This window comes from Chitinilyticum aquatile DSM 21506, from assembly GCF_000430805.1.
Lineage (GTDB): Bacteria > Pseudomonadota > Gammaproteobacteria > Burkholderiales > Chitinibacteraceae > Chitinilyticum > Chitinilyticum aquatile.
Genome location: NZ_AUMS01000001.1, coordinates 498086 through 521633 on the forward strand (window position 1 = coordinate 498086; position 23548 = coordinate 521633).

Here is a 23548-nt window from a genome sequence, read left to right on the forward strand (position 1 = left end):
TTGTTTATGCGGTGTGCTGGCCAGCCGGCGCAGCAGAAAGTGTTGCGGGCGCCGCCGCCGGTGCTCCCGGCATGACAACCCCCATGGAAATCACGTATTTCAGCGCCTGATCGACACTCATCGCCAGCGGCTTGACATCAACCTTTCTGACCATAATGAAATAACCTGAGGTCGGATTGGGCGTGGTCGGCACGTAAACCGAAACCAGCTCACCATCAAGTTCCTCCGCCAGCTTCTGCGCGACTTCGCCGCCCGGAACACCGGTCAGGAATGCAACCGTCCAGGCACCCTGATGCGGGAACTGCACCAGTACGGCCTCGCGAAACGCATTGCCAGAATCGGAAAACAGCGTATCCGACACTTGCTTGACGCTGGAGTAGATGGAATTGACGATCGGAATTCGCTTCAGCAGTCCTTCCCACACCCGCAGCAGGCGACGCCCCAGCAGATTGGTTGCCAGCACGCCCGTCCCCAGCACCACCAGCACCGTCAGAATGACGCCAAAGCCGGGTATATGGTCGCGACCAGCAAGGAACGGAAGTGTCGAGGACACACCCTGCAAGAGCCAGAAATCCGGCCGCATGATGGTAGGCAGCAGCGCACCCAACTGATCCATGGTACCGATGATCAGGTTCAGCACCCAGATCGTAATGGCAAGCGGCACCCAGATCAGCAGACCGGCTATCAGGTAGCGGCGCAGACTGGCCATGCCGCTGGCAACCTTGGCGGGATGTTCAGTGGCAGGCACATTTGCCCCCGGGGCAGGACGGCGCAGCCGAATCGCCGGACTTGGCCGACGAAGCCCCTCCCCCCTTGAAATCGGTGGCATACCAGCCAGAACCCTTGAGCTGGAAGCCTGCGGCAGTCAGCTGTTTCTTGTATTCGGCGGCATGGCAGGCGGGGCAATCGGTCAGTGGAGCATCGGCCATTTTCTGCATGTGCTCGCCCTCATGACCGCACGCAGCGCAACGGTAAGCATAGATCGGCATCATTCATCCCCGAAAACGGAAAAACGACGGATTATACCGAATTCCCTGCCGTCCAGCAGCACCCATTCCGCTGACTGCTTCCGGCCCGGCATGCAAAAAGCTCACGTGTAATACAAAGCAGCTAGGATGGAGTTCGGGCTGGCTTCATACGGCCTTTTCGCGACCAACGACATGACGGAGCATTCAGCATGGGACTACTCGATTCACTGGCCGGCCAGCTTGGCGGCGATGAGGCAGGCAATCTTCTGGGCAATCTGCTGGAACAGCAAGGCGGCATCGGCGGACTGCTGGATAAATTTCAGCAAGGCGGACTGGGTGAAGTCGCACAGTCCTGGGTAGCGAGCGGTGAAAACCTGCCGGTATCCAGCGAGCAGATCGAAGCCGTGCTGGGCAGCGAAACCCTGGCACCGCTGGCCGAAAAACTCGGCATTGACCCGCAGACGGCAGCCGGCCAGATTTCCGCCTTGCTGCCGCAACTGATTGACCAGCTGACACCGAACGGTGAACTGCCCGAAGGCGATGGCAACCTGCTGGCAGCCGGACTGGACCTGCTGAAAGGAAAGCTTTTCAGCTAAGCCAGCTCTCGCACCTCGCTACGCAACGCCGGCCCCGCGTGCCGGCGTTGATATTTTATACTGCCGCACCGATGACCCTGACTTCCGGCACCAATCAATGAACTTCTTCCCCCGCCCTGTTGCAGCAGAATTGATCCTTGGCGGCGCGCGCAGCGGGAAAAGCAGCCATGCACTGAGCTCGGCACTGGCCTGGCACGGCGATGTATGCTGGATTGCCACCGCACAGGCCTGTGACAGCGAAATGCGCGAGCGCATCGAACGCCACCGCCACGAACGCCCCGCTCACTGGCGCACCATCGAAGAGCCACTGTGGCTGGCCCGCGCCCTGCGCGACGCAGGTCATGCCCCGGAAACACTGATCGTCGTTGACTGCCTGACGCTCTGGCTGAGCCATTGCCTGTTCGACGCGACGGGAACCAGCCATGACGAACAGGAAAATGCACTACTGGCTCATCTGGCCGGCGCAACGGGGCAGCGCATCCTGCTCGTCAGCAATGAGGTGGGGAGCGGTATTGTTCCGGACAATGCAGTGGCACGGCAATTTCGCGATGCAGCCGGCCGCCTGCACCAGCGTATCGCCGCTTGCGTTCCGGATGTCACACTGATTCAGGCCGGGCTGCCCTTGCCAATCAAGCGGGCCGGTCAGCCCTGCTGGATCTGAGTCACGGGCACAGAGCTTGTGTAAGAAAATATAAGCCAATGTTGGATAAGGGAAATTCGCTTTTCGATGCAACTTTGCTAGGCTGCGCGCTGTCCGAATCACGACACCAAGCACAGACAGCCCGATGCCGTTTCAGTTTCTTCCGAATTCCACAGACCTTGCCCGCCACCTGCCTTCGCCCCGCGCATTGCGCCCCTGGCTGCTGGGCAGCCTGCTCCTTTCCTCCGTCTTCACCCTGAGTGCATACGGCGTTGCTGAACTGGCACCAGTTGTCCCGCCCGAACGCAACGTGAAACGCAGCGAGCTGCCCACGCCCGATCTCGGCAGTACGGTAGCCTCCGGCCCGTTCTGGCAGGACACCCTGCTGCGGCGCGGCGACACGCTGGGCAGTGCACTACACCGGCTGAACGCCAACGAGCCATCACTACTGCGCTTCGTTCGCAGCGATGCCACTGCGCGCGAACTGCTGGAACTCCAGGCCGGGCGTCTGCTGAAAGCACGCATCGACGAGAGCGGCAAAGTTCAATCCATCAGCTACCTGCACAGCTCAGGCAAGCGGATTCTTGTGCAAAGAACGGGAAATGACTGGAACGCCGAATCGCAAACGCCCACGCCATTCATCAGCCAGCGCTTGATCAACGGCTTGATTAAAGAAGATTTTCTGACCAGTTTCGCAGCGACAGCCCTGAATCCGGAAACGTTGCGTCAGCTTGATGAAATCAAGCAACAGTATGGCGGGGAACGGGGAATACCGGCGGGCCAAGCCTTCAGCCTCGTCATCGAAACCGCTAGCGTGGATGGCGAAACACTGCGTCCGCCACGTCTGCTGGCTGCGCGCCTGCCGGGCAATGGCCGCCTGATCGAGGTGTTCCTGCACCACCAGGGCGAGACTGGCTCATACTATTTCAGCGATGGCCGCGCGGCCCTGCCCGCCTTTCTGAGTGTCCCTGTCGACCACGCCGCAATCAGCTCAAGCTTCGCCATGCGCCTGCATCCGGTTCTGGGGGTGTGGCTCCAGCACAAGGGAACGGATTTTGCCGCACCCGCTGGCAGCAATATCTACAGTGCCGCAGCCGGCAAGGTAAGCCGTATCGGCACCGAGGCCGGTTACGGCAATTTTGTCGAAGTGGAACACGCCAACGGCATGAGCACGCTCTATGGCCACATGCAGGGCTTCGCCGCCGGACTGAAAACCGGACAAGCCGTGCAGCAGGGCGATGTGATCGGCTATGTCGGCAGCACGGGCCGCTCCACCGGCCCTCATCTGCATTATGAAATCCGCCGCAACGGCATTGCACTGAACCCGGACAATACCCGACTGCCAAGCCTTCCAGCGCTCGGCGGGCAGAATCTGCAGGCTTTCCGGCAACAGCTGCCCGCACTGCTGACACAGTTGCAGACCGCCAGCCAGACTGCCCTCGCCCTGAATCATCCCGCACGATTCGAATGATTCAATAATCCCTTCACCCTGCGCAATTCTGCCGTGCGGCGTGCTTCTGCTGCCGCACGGCAGAAGGCAACACACGGCCCGTTTGCCGCCAGCCTGCTAAAATCGCGCTTTTATGCACTTCCGGCGGGAGAACGGTGCAATGGCGCAAGACCTGTATATCGGTTTGATGAGTGGCACCAGCCTCGACGGCATCGATGGTGTACTGCTCGACTGGGGCGGTACAACCCCGCGGCTGCTTGCCAGCCATTCCCTGCCCATGCCGGCAGCCTTGCGCACAACCCTGCTGGCCCTGCAGGCCAGCGCTGCCGATGAACTGCACGCCAGCGCCCTCGCCGCCAATGCGCTGAGCGAATGCTATGCGACGGTCGTGCATGAATTGCTGCGGCAAAGCGCCCTGCCGGCCAGCGCCATTGCTGCAGTCGGCAATCATGGCCAGACCATCCGGCATCGGCCGGAACTCGGTTACACCCTGCAGATCGGTAACCATGCCCTGCTGGCCGAGCTGACTGGCATCACCGTTGTCGGTGACTTCCGCAGCCGCGACATTGCTGCAGGGGGCCAGGGGGCGCCGCTCGTTCCCGCCTTTCACCAGGCGCTGTTTGCCATGCCGGGGCTTGATCGTGCCGTCGTCAACATCGGCGGTTTCGCCAACCTGAGCTGGCTGGGGGCGGACGGCAGCGTCAGCGGCTGGGATACCGGCCCGGGTAATGTGCTGCTGGACTTCTGGATACAAAGGTCACAAGGGCATACCCATGATGAATCTGGCCGTTGGGCAGCGAGCGGCAAGGTCATTACGGGCCTGCTCGAACACTGGCTGGCGGACCCCTACTTCCGGCAGGCTCCGCCCAAAAGCACCGGCAGGGACTACTTCAACCCCGACTGGCTGCTGGCCACTCCGGCAATCGGCACGGCTGCGCCAGAAGATGTACAGGCGACGCTGAGCATGCTGACCGCACGCAGCATTGCTACCGAACTGGCACGCAAGGGGCGTGCCGACACGGCATATGTCTGCGGTGGCGGCGCGCTGAATCAAACCCTGCTGGGCGATCTGGCCAAATGCCTGCCGGACAGCCGCATCGCGACAAGCGCCGAACTGGGCGTCGATCCGCAATGGGTCGAGGCCTATGCCTTCGCCTGGCTGGCGCGCAACTGCCTGGAACAGCGCCCGGCCAGCCTGCCGGCTGTCACCGGCGCGCGCGGACCGCGCATTCTCGGCGCCATCTGGCGGGCCTGAACCGCTGCACCCCGAACACCATTTGCACGGCCGGCGGTCAGATTCTGCTGCTTTCCCGATAGCTGCCCGCCGATTCATACACCTGCCGAATGATTCGGCTAGACTAGCCCCATCGTCCAATTGCCGGGAACGTCATGCACCAGCCCAACCAGTTTGACCTCTTCAGAACCCGCCGTTTCCTGCCGCTGTTCATCACGCAATTCTTTGGCGCTTTCAACGACAATCTGTTCAAGAACGCCCTGCTGGTGCTGATAACCTTCCATGGTCTGGCTGCCGCCGGCATGGATGCTCAGACCCTGGTCAATGCGGCTGCCGGCATCTTCATCCTGCCTTTTTTCCTGTTTTCGACCTTTGCCGGCCAACTGGCCGAAAAATACGACAAGGCAGTGCTGGCGCGCGCGGTCAAAATTCTCGAAATCATCATCATGGCGCTGGCCGGCATCGGCTTTGTCTGGCACATCGCCAGCCTCCTGATGGCCTGCCTGTTCCTGATGGGCGTGCATTCGGCACTGTTCGGTCCGCTGAAATACTCGATCCTGCCGCAATACCTGCGTGACGACGAGCTGCTCGGCGGCAACGGCATGATCGAAATGGGCACCTTTGTCGCCATTCTGCTGGGACAAATTTCCGGCACGCTGTTGATCCAGCATGAGCACGGCGAATATCTGATTGTTGCCGCCTGCCTCGGCGTGGCTCTGCTGGGCTGGCTCGCCAGCCGCAGCATGCCCGCAGCGCCACCAACCGCGCCAAATTTGCGCCTCAACTGGAACATCGCCAGCGAAACCTGGCACATCATCCGCCACAGTTGCCGCAACAAGGCAGTATTCAACAGCATTCTCGGCATATCGTGGTTCTGGTTCTTCGGCGCCGTCTATCTGACGCAATTGCCGGATCTTGCCAAATCGGTACTGCATGGCGACCCGGGCGTCTACACGCTGTTGATGACGATTTTCTCGGTAGGCGTCGGCGCGGGCTCAGCCCTGTGCGAAAAGCTCTCCGGCCGCAAGGTGGAAGTCGGCCTGGTACCGCTGGGCTCGCTGGGCCTCAGCCTTTTCGGCATCGACCTCTACTTCGCACTGAACAGCCTGCCCGCCAGCACGACAGTCTGGACGCCACTGAATTTCATCGCTGCTGCTGGCCACTGGCGCGTGATGCTCGATCTGCTGCTGATGGGTGTGGCTGGCGGCCTGTTCATCGTGCCGCTCTATGCGCTGGTGCAAACGCGCACCGAAAAGGAGTTCACATCCAGAGCCATTGCCGCGAACAACATCCTCAATTCACTGTTCATGGTCGTTGCAGCCGGCATGAGCATTGTATTGCTCGGCGCCGGGCTGACGGTGCCGGAACTCCTGTTGACCGTGACCATCCTGAATGTGCTGGTCGCCATCTACATCTACACGCTGATTCCGGAATTCATCCTGCGCTTTCTGGTCTGGCTGCTCGTCAATACGCTCTACCGCGTGCGCGAACAGGATCTCCATCACATTCCCGACCAAGGCGCGGCGCTCCTGGTATGCAACCATGTCAGCTATATGGACGCGCTGGTGATCGCCGGCTCGGTGCGCCGCCCGGTGCGTTTCGTGATGGATCACCGCATCTATCGCCTGCCCGTGCTGCACTTCATTTTCCGCCTGGCCGGCGCCATTCCGATCGCGCCGGAACGCGAGGATGCCGGCATCAAGGAAGACGCCTTCCAGCAGATTGCCGCAGCCTTGCGTGCCGGTGAGCTGGTCTGCCTGTTTCCCGAAGGTCACATCACGCGCAGCGGCAAGCTCGCGCGCTTTCAGCCCGGCACGGACCGCATCCTGCGCGACACTCCCGTGCCAGTGGTGCCGCTGGCCCTGCAGGGGCTGTGGGGCAGTTTCTTCAGCCGCAAGGACGGCAGCGCCATGCTGAAATGGCCGCGCCGCTTCCGCGCCAGAATTGCGCTCCGCGCTGGCGAAGCACTGCTCGCCACTTCGGCTGATCGCCTCACACTGGAAAAAAGGATTGCCACGCTGCTGGCACAGGCCTGAACTGGTGGCAGGAAGACGTCAGGCCGACGTGCTGCCGCCAGTGTCAGCCCAGATACATACACGGCACCGTATTACACCAAAGCCAAACAATCAGAAAGGCTGCAAGCACATACCTACAAATAAAAACCATGCCTCAGCCAGGATCGGTGCACGCGACACTCTGGCCGGCAACAGCAAAGCCCGCCGCGGTTCCGCCGGCGGGCTTTGCATTCAGGGCAGCCACATCAGTTCGGCTGACCCAGGATCAGATAGAACTTGCCCGACTTGTTGTCGCCATACGACATGCCCAGGTAGAACGGACCCAGTATGCTCTTCATCCCCCAGTACAGCATGCCGGAATAATGTACGTCGTCCGAATAGAAACGGCTGCTGCCCGGCCACCCCTGCGCAATCCCGCCCTCCAGCATCAGGCCCAGATAGCCGATGTCGATCGGGTAATACAGATTCAGCCCGGCATAGGCCATCTGCTCGGCAAAGAGCTGGTTGTGATGGTAACTGGAAAGATTCATGAAACCGCCCAGATACGCCAATTCCGGAACAGGCTGGTCGCCCTGCCCCAGTTGCCCGGCTACCTTCAGATTGCCGGCCAGCTTGCCTGTATCAAATGCCCAGCGGCCGGTGAAGCGCAGGCGGTTGTAATCATCATAACCGTCCGTCCCCCCCAGCGCCTGATAACCGAGCAGATGCACCATCGCGCCACTTCTCGGGAAAGACACATCATCAAGCTGATCGTAATAAACCTGCAGCTGCACGCCATAGTCCTTGCTGCTGTGATCGGCAATGGCAGGAATACCGATCGTGACTTTTGATTTGTAATCGTGATACACCGGGCCAATACGGAATTCCGCACCATATGTGCTGAGGATGGTACCCACGTCAACACCGAATTGCGTGGTCTGGTTGTCGTAGGAAGCAATATTGTTGTTCCCGATCCAGAGGTCTTCACCTTCCTTGCTGTACCCCATGTATGGGGCAACAAATAGGGAGCGATCAACAAACAGCGGCTGGAATACCTCGGTATACGCATTGAAATTGCTGCCGAATTGGCCCAGTACACGCCATTCGCCACCGAGGCTGTTCATCCAGGTGCGCCGGTATTGCGCGGTGAGATCAAACGATGACCAGCCATCGAAATCCGTGCCGTAATTCAGGCCCAGGCCCAGGTAATTCGGCCCCCAGACTTTCTCCACCGGATGCACGACCAGGCGCTGCCCATGCTTGCCCTGCAAGAGCTGGTAATTGACCTGGGAAAAATCGCCAGTGCCCTGCAGCTTGTGCAGGCTTTCATCCAGTGCATTCTGATCCAGCACCTCACCTGCGGAGACTTCGACCATATTCTGCACGACCTCGGGATTGACCCATTTCTGCGTGCCGATCTCCACCGACTCGAGTGTTTGCGCCTTGGGCAGGCGCTGTGCGCGGCTGTCCAGCCAGGCCGCGTATTGCTGCGGCGACAGGCTGTAGCGCTGCAGACTGGGCAAGGCCTTGCGAGCAGCTTCCTCCCCCAGCTTGATGAATTCGACGGACTTGTCGAAATCTGACGAGGTCAGCTCGCCCAGCTCGGGTTCGATCAGCACGTCTTTGGACGTCAGGCTGGCCAGCTGCGGCAGCACATTCTGGTTCATCATCAGCCGAGTGTACTGGTCGGCAATATTCAGCACATTCTTCAGCTGCGAGCGTTTGAGCGGCGGGGTACCTACATTGACCGCAATGACCACATCGGCACACAGTTCGCGGGCGATGTCGACCGGTACATTGCGCACCAGGCCGCCATCGGCAAGCAGGTGCCCGCGATTATCAACCGGAGGAAATACACCCGGCACAGCCATGCTGCCCAGCATCGCCGTGACCAAGTCGCCGTCCTTCAGAACGATCATGTCGCCGGTCACAAGGTCTGTGGCAACGGCTCGGTAGGGCGTTGCCAGTTCGTCGAAGCTGCTGACGGTTGCCGCATAAGTCATCTCGCGCAGGAAAAATTCGATGCGCTGCGTGGAAATGGCACTTTCCGGCAACTGAACCTCAAGATCATTGAAGCCGAGTTCAAGCGCCAGGTTGAGATCCGATTGGCGCTTGGACTGATAGCTGCTGCTACCGCGATCAGCACCACCTTTGAGCAGCTGATCCCACGGCGCCTTGACGATGCGGCTTTCCAGATCGGCCGGGGTTCTGCCTACGGCAAAACTGCCCGAAACCAGCGCGCCCATGCTGGTACCTACGATGCAGTCGACCGGTACACGCGCCTCTTCCATGATCTTGAGCACACCAATGTGCGACAAGCCGCGCGCACCGCCGCCACCAAGTACCAGACCGATGCGGGGACGGTCTGGCTGAGCCGCCAGCACGCCATTGCAGACCATTGCTGCCAACAGGAGTAATACGCCGGACAAACGCTTTGCTGTCATACACTGCCCCGAAACACTTTGAACCTGTCCGTCATCTGTGCGCTCCTGCGCGAAAGACTGCCGAACGGGTTTTACACCAATCAAGAAAACCCATTCTACCCGAGTTCAACCGGGCCCCCATTTAGCGGCATTGCCGTTACCGCAAGCCGCGACATCCGCGCCACACCACGCCAGTGCCATGCACACCGGCAAAACAAAGCCCGGCAAACGCCGGGCTTGTCGACTAGCTGAGCAATGCCGGAAATCAGGCCTGCACGGCCATCTGCCTTTGCCGACGACTTTCCGCGAGCACGATACCGCTGGCCACCGACACATTCAGGCTTTCAACCGAGCCGAACATCGGGATCGACACCAGCACATCGCACAGATCGCGTGTAAGACGGCGCATGCCGTCACCTTCGGCACCCAGCACCCAGGCGAGCGCACCAGTCTGCCCGAAATGGAACAGGTCGGTCGAGCCTTCCGCGGCTGTGCCGGCAATCCACACGCCACGATCCTTCAGGTCACGCAGGGTACGCGCCAGATTGGTCACCATGATGTAGGGCAGCACTTCTGCCGCACCGCAGGCCACCTTGGACACCGTGGCAGTCAAGCCTACCGACTTGTCCTTGGGGGCAATCACGGCGTGCGCCCCCATCGCGTCGGCCACCCGCAGGCAGGCTCCCAGATTGTGCGGATCGGTCACGCCATCGAGTACCAGCAGAAGTGGCGGCTCGGTGATATCGTCCAGCACATCTTCCAGCGCAACATAACTGCGGCCTGCATCAATCAGTGCAGCGACCCCCTGATGGCGGGCATGCCCGGTCATGCCATCGAGACGATCAGCCGGCATGCCATGCACCTTCTTGCCTTCACGCTCGGCCAGTTGCAGCACATCCTTCATCCGGGCATCCTGGCGCTCGCTGGAAAAATAGATTTCCTGCACGCTGTCAGGCATGCGGCGCAGGCGGGCGAGCACGGCATGAAAACCGTGGATGACTTTCTTTTGCATTTGATTTGATTCCAGTTTCGGGTTCAGCAGGCGACGGCTAGCTCAGACGCGGCCGCATCCTGCAGGTATTTCGGCAACATGGGCGCCGCAATGGCCGGACTATAGAGGAAACCCTGTGCCACATGGCACCCCAGATTGCACAGATAGGCGGCCTGCTCGGCAGACTCGACCCCTTCGGCCACGACAGTCAGCCGCAATTTGCGCGCCATCGCGACAATTGCTGCGGTAATGGCCGCATTATCGTCGTCATCGGGCAGATTGAGAATGAAAGAGCGGTCAATTTTAAGCGCATCGAGCGGAAAATTCCTCAGATTCGACAGCGACGAGTAGCCCGTGCCGAAATCGTCGATCGATACTTTTACGCCCATCGCCCGCAATTCGCGCAGAATAGCGACGGCCTCGTCGGGGTTCGCCATGATCATGCTCTCGGTAATCTCCAGCTCCAGCCTTGATGCTGGTATACAGGCATCCTGCAGCGCCTGCTGCACCATCGCAACCAGCTTGTGCATGACGAACTGGCGGGCAGACAGGTTCACGGCAACCACCGGCACATCGACCCCCTGATCGATCCATTGCCGCATCTGCAAACAGGCCGTACGCAGAATCCACTCGCCCAGCTGGACAATCAGCCCGGACTCTTCCGCCGCCGGGATGAACACCGACGGGCTGACCTGCCCGCGCGTCGGCGAATCCCAGCGCAAGAGTGCTTCCACACCGATCAGCTGGCGATTCGCCAGATTGTACTGCGGCTGGTAATGCAGCTGGAACTGGCGCTCGCGCATGGCACGGCGCATTTCGCTTTCCAGTTTCATGCGCTCGCTCACACGCGAATTGAGTTCGCTGGCGTAAAACTGGTAATTGTTCTTGCCCAGCTCCTTGGCCCGGTACATGGCGATATCAGCCGTACGGAGCAGGCTTTGCGCGTCATCGGCATCCTGCGGATAGCGGCTCACACCAATGCTGCTGGTCAGGTAGAGTTCGTGCCCGTCGACACGATAGGGGCGCGCCAGTTCGCCCACCAGGCAATCGGCAATCGCGGCCAGTGCGGCATGGCTGGGTACGTCTTCCAGTACGACGGTAAATTCGTCACCGCCCAGGCGGGCCACCAGATCCTGTTCCTTGAGGCTGGTCTGCAGGCGCAGGGCCACCTGCTGCAACAGGGCATCGCCCAGCGCGTGGCCGTAGCTGTCGTTCACCCCCTTGAAACGGTCAAGGTCGATGAAGAGCAAGGCCAGTGGCCGCTGGGTCCGCTCGCTGGCCCTGATGCGCGCATTGAGCTGCTCCTGCAGGCCGGCGCGGTTGAACAGCGCGGTCAGCGGATCATGACTGGCCAGATACTGCAGCCGTTCTTCGCTTTCCTTGCGGGCGGTGATATCGCTGAAGACACCCACGCAGTGGGTCACGCGACCATCGTTGCCGCATATCGCACTGATCGACAGCCAGGCCGGATAGCTGTGACCATTGCGGTGCCGATCGAGCATTTCTCCCTGCCAGTGTCCGCCCTGCTGCAGAATGGCCTGCAGTTCGCTGGTGCGTCTCGACTGCGGCGCGAACATGCGCGAGCGCCGGCCGATGGCCTCTGCGGCCGTGTAACCGGTGATATGGCTGAATGCGGCATTCACCGCAATAATGATGCCGCTGCCATCGGTAATCAGAATGCCTTCCGAGGCATTTTCGAAGACCTTGGCAGTCAGGTGCGCCTGCTCATCGGCCAGCAATTGTTCGCTGATATCGGTGGCGGCAAAGCCCTGTCCGCAAGGCTCGCCATTACCGTCGAGCAGCGGAAAGCAGCTACCGAGCAGGACATGCTCGCCCGTTGCACCGCGAATCCGCCACTCGAAAGGCTGCGGCGAGATACCCGGCGGCTCGCCCTGACTGAGCAGGCTGCACACCGTTCTGGCTGGCTTGCCAAGCAGGTCTTCAGCCAGATGACCGGTCAGCGCGGCAAAGGCTCGATTCGCATAGGTCAGCCTGCCCTGCTGATCCTCGATGAAAATGTAGGTCGGCACGTGGTCAAGCAGGCGCGAGAGTTTCTGCTGTTCGGCGGCCAGTTTGCGCGCCATCTCGCGCTCGTCGCTGCCGGAGGCAGCCAGCAGCAAGCCGGTCGCGGCGAGCGCATTCAGAAAAACCAGATCCCCCAGCCATGAGAGATAGTCAGCCTGCTGCGGCACCATACCCCTGCTGGCCAGCATGACCGACGTTGCGGCAAAAGCAACCACCAGAAAACCCGGATAGCGGCGATGCTGGGTTGCCCAGATCATCAATGGAAACAGCAGCAGAAGCAGTGCCTGGGTGTCCTGCCCGTTGCGACTGACCAGCACACAAACCAGGGCAGTCAGCAAGCCGATCAGCAGCAATTCGCCGGCACTCGACCAGCGCCAGCGGTTGCCGGCCCAGGAATGCAACAGGGGTAGCAGAAGCAGGAGGACCAGGCTGCCCGTCAGTGAATCGGCAAGCGCGCTGAAGATCAGCTCGGGCAGCGGCTGGCTGGCGAAACGGATGAGCACGACATCGCCCAGAGCCACCAGCATGCAGCCGGCCAGCGCGCCCCTCAACAGGAGCTGGCGGGCATCCGCCAGATGAAAAACCAGGCTGCGCCGCGGCAGGGCACTGGCAATCCAGAGACCGCAAAGGACAAACAGGGTGGACAGGCCGAGTGACTGCAGCAGCGACAGACGCAGAAGAAAAAACACGAGAAAAGCTGCGCCGACCATGGCGATGCAGCGCGCCCTGCCCGAAGCAAGGGCAGGAAGGCTACAGGCCAGCAGCACGCCATAGCTGCCGAATTCCCCATAGAAAGTGCCAAGCCAGTGCAGCACGGCCATCGCCAGCACAAGCAGGCCGAATGCTGTCACGCAGCGCACCCGGTCATTTACCGGTGCGTTCATAATTATTTTGCTCCCCCACGCCCGCGCGTACGGACTCGGCAATCATTCGCCAACGGGGGCCAAAAATCAAATCTTCCAGAAGGATGGCATAAGGCTGCTGCTATACTTGCGGCCTTTCTGCATCACTTCCCCAGTCTGCTGCCATGACGACCTTTGCCCTGCCCAAACCCGGTGAACGCCTGCGCATGGTGCAGCCGCCCGGCTCGGCCGATGCGCTCGAACTGGCGCAACTTGCCCCTCGAGTACGCCCGCTGATCGTATTCTGTGCCCAGGCACAGGATGCGCACCGGCTGAAAGACGAGCTGAGCTGGCTGCTGCCGGAAAAATCGATTGCACTGCTCCCCGACTGGGAAACCCTTCCCTACGATCATTTCAGCCCGCATCAGGAGCTGGTGTCCGACCGCCTCGCCGCCCTGTGGCAGCTGCGCAACCAGCAGAACGACATTCTGCTGGTATCAGTCCAGACCGCAATGGGTGTAATGGCTCCGGTCGAATACATAACAGGGTATAGTTTCTTCATCCAGAAAGGGCAGAAGCTCGATCCGGAAAAGCTGCGCGCTGATCTGATTTTCTCCGGCTACAGCCACGTCACGCAGGTGTACGGCCAGGGCGAGTTTTCCATTCGCGGCGGGCTGATCGACCTATTCCCGATGGGCTCGACGCTGCCCTTCCGCATCGACCTGTTTGACGACGAGATCGAGTCGATCCGCACCTTCGATGTCGATACGCAGCGCAGCCTGTATCCGGTACCGGAAATCCGCCTGCTGCCCGCGCGCGAATTTCCCACCGATGATGCCGGTCGCAGCAAATTCCGCCAGCGCTTCCGGGAAGTGTTCGAGGGCGACCCGAGCAAGAGCCGGCTTTACAAGGATGTGAGCAACGGCCTCGTTCCAGCCGGTATCGAGTACTACCTGCCGCTCTTTTTCGATTCGACAGCCACGCTGTTCGACTACCTGCCGGCAAGCGCGCTGCTGGTTCTGCACGGTGCCATCCATGATGCAGCCGCACAGTTCTGGCTGGACGTGGAAGAACGCCACAAGCTTTCCGTCGCCGACCCCGACCGTCCGGTACTCAAGCCGCGCGAACTGTTCCTGATGCCTGATCTGCTCTTCGCCCGCGCAAAAGACTGGCCGCGCATCGAAATCGGCAGCATTTCGGACGCCGACAGCACGCCGGCCTACCAGAGCCTGCCGGCGCTGGATGTCGACCGTCGCGCGGAAAACCCGCTCGCCAAGTTGCAGGACTTCATCGCCAGCCATGCCGGCCGCGTGCTGATCTGCGCCGAGAGCCTGGGCCGGCGCGAAACGATGGCGCAGTATCTGGCAGAATACGGCATCAAGGCCGTACTCACTGAAACCTGGCAGCAGGCGCAGACCCTGCGCGATCCGGTGCTGCTGACGGCCAGTCCGCTGGTCTACGGCTTCATCCGCAATGAGGACCGCCTGGCCATCATCGCGGAAGCCAACCTCTACGCCAGCGTGGCCACCGGCCGCAGCCGACGGCAGCAGAAACGCAGCAATACCGATGCGATGCTGCGCGACCTCACCGAGCTGAAGGTCGGCGATGCGGTCGTGCACGAGGCACACGGCATCGGCCGCTATCAGGGGCTGGTGAGCATGGATCTGGGTGACGGTGCGACCGAACTGCTGCTGCTGGAATACTCCGGTGGCGACAAGCTCTATGTGCCGGTCAGCCAGCTGCACGTCATCAGCCGCTATTCTGGTGGAGCCACTGACGCCGCGCCAATGCACAAGCTCGGCAGCGGCTCGTGGGACAAGGCCAAGCGCCGCGCGGCCGAGCAGGTACGCGACACGGCGGCCGAGCTGCTGAATCTGTATGCCCGCCGTGCCGCGCGCGAAGGCCATGCCTTCGAGTGGAGCCACCGCGATTACGAAGCCTTTGCCGCCGGTTTCGGTTTCGAGGAAACCGCTGACCAGGCTGCCGCCATCGAGGCAGTACTCATCGACATGCGCGTCGGCCAGCCGATGGACCGCCTCGTCTGCGGCGACGTCGGCTTCGGCAAGACCGAAGTCGCACTGCGTGCTGCCTTTGCCGCCGTCGCCGGCGGCAAGCAGGTCGCGGTGCTGGTGCCCACCACCCTGCTGGCCGAACAGCATTTCCAGACCTTCACCGACCGTTTCTCCGACTGGCCGATCAGGATTGCTGAGCTGAGCCGCTTCCGCTCGGGCAAGGAAACGGCCGCCGCGATCAAGGGGCTGGCAGAAGGCACGGTCGACATCGTCATCGGCACGCACAAGCTGGTGCAGCCCGATGTGGTGTTCAAGAATCTCGGCCTCGTCATCATCGACGAGGAACACCGTTTCGGCGTGCGCCAGAAGGAGCAGCTGAAAGCGCTGCGTGCCAATGTCGATGTTCTCACGCTCACCGCCACACCGATTCCGCGCACGCTGGCGATGAGCCTGGAAGGCATCCGCGATTTCTCGGTCATCGCCACCGCACCGTCGAAGCGCCTCTCGGTCAAAACCTTTGTCGCCAAATTTTCCGACGGCATCATCCGCGAGGCCTGCCTGCGCGAACTGAAACGCGGCGGTCAAGTGTTCTTCCTGCACAACGAAGTCGACACCATCGACAATATGCGCGAAAAGCTCGCCGCGCTGCTACCCGAAGCACGCATCGGCGTGGCACACGGCCAGATGCGCGAGCGCGATCTCGAACACGTGATGCGCGATTTTTCCGCGCAGCGCTTCAATATGCTGCTGTGCACGACCATCATCGAAACCGGCATCGACATCCCGAACGCCAACACCATCGTGATGAACCGCGCCGACAAGTTCGGCCTCGCGCAACTGCACCAGATGCGCGGGCGCGTGGGCCGCAGTCACCACCAGGCCTACGCCTACCTGCTGGTGCCGGATGTGGAAGGCCTCTCGGGCGACGCGAAAAAGCGCCTGGAAGCCATCCAGCAGATGGAAGACCTGGGCTCCGGCTTCTATCTGGCCATGCATGATCTGGAAATTCGCGGAGCCGGCGAGGTGCTGGGCGATTCGCAATCGGGCGAAATGCAGGAAATCGGCTTTGCGCTCTACTCGCAGATGCTGAAAGAAGCCGTGAAGGCGCTGAAGGCTGGCAAGGAACCCGATCTGTCGCAGCCGCTGGGCGTCACCACCGAGATCAATCTGCACGCCCCGGCGCTCTTGCCCGACGACTACTGCCCGGACGTGCACGAACGCCTGAGCCTCTACAAGCGCCTCGCCAACTGCGAAACCGCAGACGAGCTTGACGAGCTGACGCAGGAGCTGATCGACCGCTTCGGTCTGCTTCCCGACGCCGCGCGGGTGCTGCTCGATTGCCACAAGCTCAGAATGCTCGCCAAGCCGCTGGGCATTCAGAAAATCGATGCGGCCGATACGGCCATTGTGCTGACCTTTGCGCAGAACACGGTGATCGAGCCCTTCCGCATCATCCAGCTCGTCCAGGCGAAGAAGCACTACAAGATGGTGCCGCCCGACCGCCTGCGCATCGAAGGCAACTGGCCGGAAAGCGCCCTGCGCACGGTGCGGGTGAAAGAGCTGCTGAACGAGCTGCAGCAGAAATAAGCCGCCGCGCCAGCCTCGCCACACAACAAGGTATGCGCCTGTAGCCATTTCATTCAAATGGCTACAGGTATATACATGCAGCCGTATATAAAACCGCCCATCATGCCGGCGGAGCGCATCACCTAGGCCGTGCACGCCCCTTCCCAGGCGTAAATTTCTGCGCTGGAACAAGGAGATGGTGCGCATTGCGGCTTGTCCCAATGTTTCATATCCCGGCAACATGTTCTGATTGATCCTGCAAACTGCGACCAACCCGCATGAAGGCGGGCGGATAAGGACAGTTCCAGTCAATTCCAGGGGGAAAGCCGTGTTCAAAAAACTCATGAACGGCAATATCGTGCTGCAGATTCTCTGCGGCATGATCGCCGGTATCGTTCTTGCGCTGATTTCGCCGGAGGCCGGCAAGGCTGCGGCTCTGCTCGGCAGCGTTTTCGTCAGCAGCCTGAAGGCCGTGGCGCCGATTCTGGTGTTTCTGCTGGTCACTTCCTCGATCGCCACCAGGAAGCACGGCAGCCAGACCAATATGCGCGGCGTGATCGTGCTCTATCTGCTCGGCACCTTTGCTGCAGCTCTTGTCGCCGTACTGGCCAGCTTCCTTTTCCCGTCCAACCTGACCTTGGTTGCCCCGGCCGGCAGCACCAACCCGCCCGGCGGCATCGGTGAAGTACTGAAAACGCTGCTGTTCCAGATTTTCAGCAATCCGGTCAAGGCGATTGCTGATGGCAACTACATCGGCATTCTGGCGTGGGCAGTGGGCCTTGGCATCACGCTGCAGCATGCGGGCGAGAGCACCAAGCAGCTGATGAGTGATGTATCGGGCGGCGTATCGAAAATCGTGCAGATCGTCATCCGCTTCGCACCGATCGGCGTACTGGGCCTCGTGGCCGAATCGGTGGCCACCACCGGCTTTGCATCGCTGCTGGGCTATTCGCACCTGCTGCTGGTGCTCGTCGGTGCCATGCTGTTCGTGGCGCTGGTCGTCAACCCGCTGATCGTGTTCCTCACCATCCGCCGCAATCCCTATCCGCTGGTCTTCACCTGCCTGCGCGAAAGCGGCATCACCGCCTTCTTCACTCGCAGCTCGGCGGCCAATATTCCGGTGAACATGAACCTGTGCAAGAAGCTGGGCCTGCATGAAGACACCTACTCGGTATCGATTCCGCTGGGCGCCACCATCAATATGGCCGGTGCAGCCATCACCATTTCGGTGCTGAGCCTCGCCGCCGTTCACACACTGGGCATCAAGGTCGACATCGCCACCGCCCTGCTGCTGAGCGTGGTTTCCACCATCGGCGCCTGCGGCGCTTCGGGCGTGGCCGGCGGTTCGCTGCTCCTGATCCCGCTGGCGTGCAACCTGTTCGGCATGAGCAGCGATCTGGCCATGCAGGTCGTGGCGGTCGGCTTCATCATTGGCGTGGTGCAGGATTCGGCCGAAACCGCGCTCAACAGCTCGACCGATGTGCTGTTCACCGCCGCTGCCTGCATCGCGGCAGACAGCGTTGACGAATCGGTGGACGACGACGACGCAGAACTGGCCCGCGAAAACGCCTGAGCGGCAGTCGCAACTCACCCGCAAAAAGGCATCTCCGGATGCCTTTTTGCTTTTCCAGCGACCAAAGCGGTTTTGCCTGCTGCGTTTTCCTGCCAGACTGTTGCAAAACCATGTCAGCGGCCCGCCAGATTTTTCTGCAGCCTGCCGGCACGACTTACAATGCGTTCAGGCTGCCTTGCCGCCACGTGGAGTTACCCAGTCGAGATGATGTCCGCCTATCCCAAAGTTGTCGCCATCGGCGGCGGAACAGGTCTGGCCGCACTGCTGCGCGGGCTGAAGCATTTTCCGGTCGAAATCACCGCGATCGTGACCGTCGCTGACGACGGCGGCTCCTCGGGCCGCTTGCAGCGTGACTGGCAGGTGCCGCCACCCGGCGACATCCGCAACGTGCTGATCGCGCTGTCCGAGGCCGAAGGCATCTACCGCGACCTGCTTGAATTCCGCTTCCAGTCTGTCCAGGGCGACCATGCGCTTGACGGACACTCGATGGGCAATCTGCTGCTCACCGCCCTCTTCTCGCTCACTGGCGGCGATTTTGTCAAAGCCGTCGAGCACATGGGGCGCGTGCTGCAGATCAAGGGGCGCGTGCTGCCCGTCTGCCCGCATGCCACCGTGCTGCATGCCGAACTCGAAGACGGCCGCCTTGTCAGCCATGAATCCGAACTGGCCAGCCACGGCTCGAAAATCCACCGCGTATTCTACGACCAGCCCTTTCTGGCCGAACCGCAGGCGATTGACGCCATTTTCGATGCCGACGTCATCGTCTTCGGCCCCGGCAGCCTCTATACCAGCGTGATGCCCAACCTGCTGCTGAAGGAAATCGCCGCCGCCATCAATGCCAACACCAGCGCCGACAAGGTCTACATCTGCAACATCATGACCGAGCACGGCGAAACCGACGGCATGAGCGCCAGCCAGCACCTGCAGGCCATCCTCGACCACGGCATCAGCCGCATCGACAAGATCATCGTCAACGACGAATCCATCCCGCAGGATTACCTCGACCGCTACCACGCAGAAGACGCCGACCCGGTCGTCAATGATTACGGCGCGCTGGAGGCCATGGGCATCGACGTGATCCGCTCGCGCATCGCTGATCTGCGCGAAGAAGGCGTGCGGCATGATTCGATCAAGACCGCCGCCAGCCTCTACAGCATTGCACTGCGGCATCAGAACTAGGGGTATATGGCCACGGCCAAATAAAATGAATGGCCGTATGGCAATACCTTTTATTGTATCAATTCACTCGCCCGGCAAGACCACAGGCCAGGCGGCATGCATGTGACAAGGCTGCGCGATTCGCCCCGCGCGAACTGCGCCAGCAAAACCGGGAAACGCCATGATCGACCACACCGGCTTCACTGTCAGCGATCTTGCCCGCAGCAAGACCTTCTACCTGCAAACCCTGGCCGCGCTCGGCTACACCATCCGCCTCGAATTTCCGCAGGCCATCGGCTTTGGCGACGACACTGCCGCCAGCGGCGATGACCCTGGTGGCGATTTCTGGATCAGCCAGGGCACCCCTGCCACCCCGCGCACCCACATCGCCTTTCGCGCCCGCAGCGAAGCGGAAGTACAAGCCTTCCACGCAGCCGCGCTGGCAGCCGGTGGTTCGGATAACGGCGGGCCCGGCCTGCGCCCGCACTACCACCCGCGCTACTACGCCGCCTTTGTGCTCGACCCCGATGGCTACAATATCGAGGCGGTGTTTCATGGGAGCGAGGCACCGTAGTGCGAGTGAACTAGAAAGCACTGCAAAATGGCCAGGGTGCTGGTTTGAAAACCTGCCCGCAAGCGAAAATCAGGAAATACGCACGCGGCATTGCAAAACAGTCGACAACGGATATTTCTCCTTCAAGGAGTTTGGTGTTGGACATACCACGCATTTTCAATATCAGTGAAAGCGCACACCGCATTCATAATCCGTTTACCCCTGACAAACTCGCCACGCTTGGCGCTGCCTTGCATCTGGAAGCGGGAAGCCGGGTGCTCGATCTTGCCAGCGGCTCGGGCGAAATGCTGTGCACCTGGGCTCGCGATCACGGCATCACCGGAACCGGCGTCGACCTCAGCCGATTGTTCTCTGAACAGGCAAGGCAACGTGCTGAAGCTCTCGGCGTCGCGCATCAAGTCAACTTCATCCATGCCGACGCAGCTGCTTATGTCTCGGCAGACAAGGTAGATGTAGCTGCTTGCCTGGGCGCCACCTGGATTGGCGGAGGCGTCGCAGGCACGATCAAACTGCTGGCCCAAAGCCTGCGCCCCGGCGGGATCATCCTCATCGGCGAACCTTACTGGCGACAGCTACCGGCAACGGAAGACATTGCCCAAGCCTGTCTTGCCGAATCGATAGCAGAATTTTTGACGCTGCCCGCGCTGCTTGCTTCGTTTAGCCATCTTGGCTACGACGTCGTGGAAATGGTGCTGGCAAATCAGGATAGCTGGGATAGATACGAGGCAGCCCAATGGCTTACCCTGCGCCGCTGGCTGGACGCCAATCCCGACGACGAATTGGCAGAGGAGATTCGCACTCGTCTGGCAACCAGGCCGGAGCGCTATGCTGCTTACATTCGGGAATATCTGGGCTGGGGAGTATTCGCGCTGATGCAGCGCTAATTGCATACGCACAATTACATTATGCCAATCGTACTTGCCGCAGTGCCGGCCATATGGCGGTTCCACAATGAAAAATGACATGGTCAATGCATTTATTGTCAATGCGCTATTCTTATTTATCTTCGATTTCATCATTATTCAGCGATTAAAGAAATTTCATACCCCCCGTTTACGAACGACTTGATAAACCACGCTTCGGGATTGGCTACCATGAAGGAGGCAGGAAGAAGTTATTCCAATTCTTGATATATTTCGAATTCCTTGACGAAAAGGATTACATTCTTAACTTCTTGTGCCTACTACATCTACTTTCCGCCGTTTGCCTATACATCGTATTTATTATTTGCTTTTTCGGCATCGAAAATAGTATTTCATTAAATGAATGACAACCACAAAAAAGCCCTGGCAACGCCAGGGCTTTTTTGAAAAAACAAATTTACACCGTCGTCAATGGTATCTTGCCAATCCTGGCCTGCCATTCCTTCGGTGCAATCGCGTGCACCGAAGTGCCCTTGCTGTCCACCGCCACCGTCACCGGCATGTCGACCACGTCGAACTCGTAAATGGCTTCCATGCCGAGGTCGTCAAAACCGACAACCTTGCTGGCCTTGATGGCTTTCGAGACCAGGTAGGCGGCTCCGCCCACCGCCATCAGGTAGACGGACTGGTGCTTTTTGATCGACTCACAGGCGGCTGCGCCGCGCTCGGCCTTGCCGATCATGCCGAGCAGGCCGGTCTGTTCCAGCACCTGGTCGGTGAACTTGTCCATGCGCGTGGCGGTGGTGGGGCCAGCCGGGCCGACGACTTCGTCGCGCACCGGATCGACCGGGCCAACGTAATAGATGAAGCGGTTGGTGAAATCCACCGGCAGCTTTTCGCCCTTGTTCAGCATGTCGACGATGCGCTTGTGTGCGGCGTCGCGGCCGGTGAGCATCTTGCCGTTCAAGAGCAGCGTCTGGCCGGGCTTCCAGCTGGCCACGTCCTCGCGGGTAACGGTGTTCAGGTCAACGCGCAGCGATTGTTCGCTGGCATGCCAGTGCACATCCGGCCAGTCTTCCAGCTTCGGCACTTCCAGTTGCGCTGGGCCGGAACCGTCCAGAATAAAGTGCACGTGGCGCGTAGCAGCACAGTTCGGAATCATCGCCACCGGCAGGCTGGCGGCGTGCGTGGGAAAATCCTTGATTTTCACGTCGAGCACGGTGGCGAGGCCGCCCAGGCCCTGTGCGCCGATGCCCAGCGCGTTCACTTTTTCATACAGCTCGATGCGCAGCTCTTCGACGCGGTTCTGCGGGCCACGGGCGATCAGCTCGTGGATGTCGATCTCGTCCATCAGCGCTTCCTTGGCCATCACCATGGCCTTTTCGGCGGTACCGCCAATGCCGATGCCGAGCATGCCCGGCGGGCACCAGCCGGCACCCATGGTCGGGACGGTCTTGAGCACCCAGTCAACGATGGAATCGGACGGGTTGAGCATCACGAACTTGGACTTGTTTTCCGAACCGCCGCCCTTGGCCGCGATGTCGATTTCCACCGTGTCACCGGCGACGATTTCGTAGTTGATCACCGCCGGGGTGTTGTCTTTCGTATTCTGGCGCTTGCCAGCCGGGTCGAGCAGAACGGAAGCGCGCAGCTTGTTGTCCGGGTGCAGGTAGGCGCGGCGCACGCCTTCATTGATCATGTCCGTCACGCTCATCGTCGCGTCGGCCCACTGCACATTCATGCCAACGCGCACAAAACAGTCCACGATGCCGGTGTCCTGGCAGATCGGGCGATGGCCTTCGGCACACATGCGGCTATTGGTCAGGATTTGTGCAATCGCATCCTTGGCGGCCGGGCTTTCCTCGGCTTCATAGGCTTTGCCCAGCGCCTGGATATAGTCTTTCGGGTGGTAATAGCTGATGTACTGCAGCGCATCGGCGATGCTCGCAATCAGGTCTTCCTGCTTGATGCTGGCCATGTGGACTCCTCGGTATTGTTTTGCTGATCCGCCCGGGCGTGCAGCCCTAGCGTTCATACGCGCGATTCTAGCATGCGGGCTGCAGCGGGGCCGATGGCGTGGCAAATTGCTCGGGCAAACCGGGCGCACCCCAAACACCATAACAGTTTTGCAAAATATGCCATAACAGTACACTACACTGTTATGGTGGATTCCCCGAAACTGTTATGCCCTGTAGCTGATATTTCTTGTCGCGAAAGCATAAGATGTGTTGCATCGGATAACATATTTTTCACGGAGGCCATCATGTCCGGCTCACATCTCTTGCAGGATCATCTGCTCACCTTGCAGAACGCACAGGGTTGCCGCATCGAATGTCATCATGGTCAGCTGTGGCTGACTGCCGGTGGCGAGGACATCGTGCTGCAGAAAAACGAAAGCTGGCTCGTCCAGGCGGATGCGCCGGTGGTGATGCAATCGCTGGAGGACAGCAGCTATACGCTGCATACCCGCTATGCCCAGCAGTTCGCGCTGCTGCGCCAGTTCGCCAGCATCATGCGCGAAAGCCTGCAGCAAGCCCGCACCGCGCTGCCTTTCTTCGGCCGCCACGCACACTAAGCACGCAAAACGAAAAGCCCGGCCCGGATGACGTTAAGTCATTCCGGCCGGGCTTTTTGCTGCG

Annotated in this window: 17 protein-coding genes; 11 read left to right on the forward strand and 6 right to left on the reverse strand. The window is 60.5% G+C overall.

Annotated elements, in window-relative coordinates; all coding sequences use genetic code 11:
* Positions 1–4: 4 nt before the first annotated feature.
* Entirely contained in the window at positions 5–709 is a 705-nt protein-coding gene (locus H559_RS0102385; RefSeq protein ID WP_211230883.1) for a DUF502 domain-containing protein, read from the reverse strand.
* Between the two features lie 25 nt (positions 710–734).
* Positions 735–992: an FmdB family zinc ribbon protein gene (locus H559_RS0102390; protein ID WP_308417167.1), complete on the reverse strand. Its 258-nt coding sequence runs from the start codon at positions 990–992 to the stop codon at positions 735–737.
* Positions 993–1177: 185 nt separating this feature from the next.
* Here H559_RS0102390 and H559_RS0102395 point away from each other — a divergent pair, with 185 nt between their 5' ends.
* The 5 genes from H559_RS0102395 (at position 1178) to H559_RS0102415 (ending at position 6924) form a co-directional block, all read left to right on the forward strand.
* On the forward strand, positions 1178–1564 hold the full coding sequence (locus H559_RS0102395) for a YidB family protein (RefSeq protein ID WP_028451379.1): 387 nt from the start codon (positions 1178–1180) through the stop codon (positions 1562–1564).
* Positions 1565–1661: 97 nt separating this feature from the next.
* Positions 1662–2225, forward strand: coding sequence for a bifunctional adenosylcobinamide kinase/adenosylcobinamide-phosphate guanylyltransferase (gene cobU / locus H559_RS0102400; RefSeq protein ID WP_028451380.1), 564 nt, complete (start codon positions 1662–1664; stop codon positions 2223–2225).
* 124 nt (positions 2226–2349) lie between these two features.
* Positions 2350–3675 (forward strand): M23 family metallopeptidase, encoded by a 1326-nt coding sequence (locus H559_RS18445; protein WP_034639328.1) that lies wholly within the window; start codon positions 2350–2352, stop codon positions 3673–3675.
* Between the two features lie 139 nt (positions 3676–3814).
* Positions 3815–4909, forward strand: coding sequence for an anhydro-N-acetylmuramic acid kinase (locus H559_RS0102410; protein WP_028451381.1), 1095 nt, complete (start codon positions 3815–3817; stop codon positions 4907–4909).
* Between the two features lie 134 nt (positions 4910–5043).
* Entirely contained in the window at positions 5044–6924 is a 1881-nt protein-coding gene (locus H559_RS0102415; protein ID WP_028451382.1) for an MFS transporter, read from the forward strand.
* Positions 6925–7148: 224 nt separating this feature from the next.
* Here H559_RS0102415 and H559_RS18450 read toward each other — a convergent pair whose 3' ends face one another.
* The 3 genes from H559_RS18450 to H559_RS18455 all read right to left on the reverse strand — a co-directional run bounded on the left by H559_RS18450 (position 7149) and on the right by H559_RS18455 (position 13205).
* Positions 7149–9326 (reverse strand): patatin-like phospholipase family protein, encoded by a 2178-nt coding sequence (locus H559_RS18450; RefSeq protein ID WP_081412826.1) that lies wholly within the window; start codon positions 9324–9326, stop codon positions 7149–7151.
* A gap of 244 nt (positions 9327–9570) precedes the next feature.
* Positions 9571–10317, reverse strand: coding sequence for a 23S rRNA (guanosine(2251)-2'-O)-methyltransferase RlmB (gene rlmB / locus H559_RS0102425; RefSeq protein ID WP_028451383.1), 747 nt, complete (start codon positions 10315–10317; stop codon positions 9571–9573).
* Positions 10318–10340: 23 nt separating this feature from the next.
* Positions 10341–13205 (reverse strand): putative bifunctional diguanylate cyclase/phosphodiesterase, encoded by a 2865-nt coding sequence (locus tag H559_RS18455; protein ID WP_051278826.1) that lies wholly within the window; start codon positions 13203–13205, stop codon positions 10341–10343.
* A gap of 143 nt (positions 13206–13348) precedes the next feature.
* On the opposite strand from H559_RS18455, the gene mfd reads away from it, so the two are divergent.
* The 5 genes from mfd to H559_RS0102455 all read left to right on the forward strand — a co-directional run bounded on the left by mfd (position 13349) and on the right by H559_RS0102455 (position 20930).
* Positions 13349–16762 carry a transcription-repair coupling factor gene (gene mfd / locus H559_RS0102435; protein WP_028451384.1) on the forward strand — a complete coding sequence of 1138 codons (3414 nt, stop codon included), beginning with the start codon at positions 13349–13351 and terminating at the stop codon, positions 16760–16762.
* Positions 16763–17069: 307 nt separating this feature from the next.
* A complete protein-coding gene (gene sstT / locus H559_RS0102440; protein ID WP_028451385.1) occupies positions 17070–18314 on the forward strand; it encodes a serine/threonine transporter SstT in 1245 nt (414 codons plus the stop codon).
* A gap of 207 nt (positions 18315–18521) precedes the next feature.
* Entirely contained in the window at positions 18522–19493 is a 972-nt protein-coding gene (locus tag H559_RS0102445; protein ID WP_028451386.1) for a gluconeogenesis factor YvcK family protein, read from the forward strand.
* Between the two features lie 160 nt (positions 19494–19653).
* Entirely contained in the window at positions 19654–20046 is a 393-nt protein-coding gene (locus H559_RS0102450; protein WP_028451387.1) for a VOC family protein, read from the forward strand.
* A gap of 44 nt (positions 20047–20090) precedes the next feature.
* Positions 20091–20930 carry an SAM-dependent methyltransferase gene (locus H559_RS0102455; RefSeq protein ID WP_211230872.1) on the forward strand — a complete coding sequence of 280 codons (840 nt, stop codon included), beginning with the start codon at positions 20091–20093 and terminating at the stop codon, positions 20928–20930.
* A gap of 436 nt (positions 20931–21366) precedes the next feature.
* Here the strand turns inward: H559_RS0102455 and H559_RS0102460 are convergent, their stop codons facing one another.
* The gene (locus H559_RS0102460; protein WP_028451389.1) at positions 21367–22887 is read right to left on the reverse strand and encodes a fumarate hydratase; all 1521 of its coding nucleotides are present in this window, start codon (positions 22885–22887) and stop codon (positions 21367–21369) included.
* A 285-nt stretch (positions 22888–23172) separates the two neighbouring features.
* On the opposite strand from H559_RS0102460, the gene H559_RS22890 reads away from it, so the two are divergent.
* Positions 23173–23484 carry a DUF2917 domain-containing protein gene (locus tag H559_RS22890; RefSeq protein WP_034639331.1) on the forward strand — a complete coding sequence of 104 codons (312 nt, stop codon included), beginning with the start codon at positions 23173–23175 and terminating at the stop codon, positions 23482–23484.
* The last annotated feature ends 64 nt before the right edge of the window (positions 23485–23548 follow it).